Origin of the sequence: Streptomyces sp. DvalAA-14, from assembly GCF_900091855.1 — a bacterium.
Taxonomy (GTDB): domain Bacteria; phylum Actinomycetota; class Actinomycetes; order Streptomycetales; family Streptomycetaceae; genus Actinacidiphila.
On sequence record NZ_FMCH01000083.1, the window covers coordinates 1 to 1,914 of the forward strand.

Consider the following 1,914-nt stretch of genomic DNA (forward strand, 5'->3'; position numbering starts at 1 on the left):
ACCCCGGCCACACCCGCGGCCGGCCCGGTGTGGCCGATGTTGGACTTCACCGAGCCCAGCCACAGCGGCCTTCCGCCGGCCCGTTCCCGGCCGTAGGTGGCCAGCAGCGCCTGCGCCTCGATCGGGTCGCCGAGGCGCGTTCCCGTGCCGTGCGCCTCGACCACGTCCACGTCGGCGGCTGTCAGGCCCGCGTTGGCCAGCGCCTGCCGGATCACCCGCTGCTGCGCCGGACCGCTGGGCGCCGTCAGACCGTTGCTCGCCCCGTCCTGGTTGACCGCGCTGCCCCGGACCACCGCCAGCACCTGGTGCCCGTTGCGCCGGGCGTCGGAGAGCCGCTCCAGCACCAGCATCCCGACCCCCTCGCCCCACGCGGTGCCGTCGGCCGCGCCCGCGAACGCCTTCACCCGGGCGTCGGGTGCGAGACCGCGCTGCCGGCTGAAGTCCACGAAGGGCTCGGCCGAACCGAGGACGGTCACCCCGCCGGCCAGCGCGAGTGAGCAGTCGCCCTGGCGCAGGGCCTGGGTGGCGAGGTGCAGGGCGACCAGCGAGGAGGAGCAGGCGGTGTCCACGGTGAGCGCCGGCCCTTCGAGGCCCAGCACGTAGGAGATACGCCCCGAGGCCACGCTGCCGGCCACACCGGTCAGGCGGTGCGCCTCGATGTCCTCGTCGGTGGCCGCGAGTTGCATCGCGTAGTCGCTGGAGGTGAGGCCCGCGTAGACACCGGTCCGGGAGCCGCGCAGCGTGGCCGGGTCGATGCCGGCGTGCTCGAAGGCTTCCCAGGACGTCTCCAGCAGCAGCCGCTGCTGCGGATCCATCGCGACGGCCTCGCGCGGGGAGATCCCGAAGAACTCGGCGTCGAAGCCGGCCACGTCGTAGAGGAAGGCGCCCTCACGGACGTAGGTGGTGCCCGGATGGTCGGGGTCGGGGTGGTAGAGGCCCGCCACGTCCCAGCCGCGGTCGCCCGGGAAGGCGCCGACCACCTCCGTACCCGACGCCACCAGTGACCAGAAGTCCTCGGGGGAGGCCACACCGCCCGGGTAGCGGCAGGCCATCCCCACGATCGCCACCGGCTCGGGGCGCCTGCCCTCCAACTGCTCGATACGACGTCGGGACTCGGCCAGTTCGACCGCGGCGCGTTTGAGGTACTCCCGCAACTTCTTCTCGTCAGACATGGCGTTCCTCGCTAGAGCCGGGAGCTAGAAATTGCCGAGCTCGTTGTCGATGAAGTCGAAGACGTCCTGATCGCTGGCGTCGAGCAGGCGCTGCGCCGGGGCCGGTTCCGTGTCCTCCCCGGCCGTGGCGGCGAGTTCGGCCAGTACCGCGCGCAGTCCGGTGGCCAATTCCTCGCGCACGTCGGCGGAGGCGGCCGCGGACACCGCCGCACGCAGCCCGGCGAGCTGGTCGCGCACCGACGGACCGGCGGCCTCGGGAGCGAGTTCGCCGCGCAGGAAGAGCGCGATGGCCGCCGGGGTCGGATGGTCGAAGGCGAGCGTGGCCGGCAGCCGCAGCCCGGTGACGGCGTGCAGCCGGTTGCGCAGGGTCACGACCATGAGGGAGTCGAACCCCAGCTGCTTCAGGGCCCGCTCCGGGTCCACGGCGTCCGGCCCGGCGTGTCCGAGCGCGGCGGCGACCTCGGTACGTACCACCGTCAGCAGGTGGCGCTCCTGGTCGGTGGGGGACAGGCCGGCGAGCGTGCCGGTGAGCTCCGACGCGCTCGGTGCCGGCTGCTCGGCCCGGGGCTCCGGCCGGCCCCGCCGCACCTGAGGCAGATCGGCGATCAGCGGGCTGGGGCGTACGGCGGTGAGGGCGGGGGCGAACCGGTCCCAGTCGACCTCCGCCACGGCCAGCGTGGTCTCCTTGCCCGCCACCGCCGCGCCGAGCAGGTCGAGTGCCGCGTCCGGGTCCAGCGGCTCC

Annotated in this window: 2 protein-coding genes; both read right to left on the reverse strand. The window is 74.1% G+C overall.

Features of this window, described 5'->3' with window-relative positions:
* On the reverse strand, window positions 1–1,172 hold a 1,172-nt coding region (locus GA0115240_RS35435; protein WP_218087411.1), incomplete at its 3' end, for a beta-ketoacyl synthase N-terminal-like domain-containing protein.
* A 24-nt stretch (window positions 1,173–1,196) separates the two neighbouring features.
* Window positions 1,197–1,914, reverse strand: a 718-nt coding sequence (locus GA0115240_RS35440) for a phosphopantetheine-binding protein (protein ID WP_237554586.1), incomplete at its 5' end; no start/stop codon positions are given.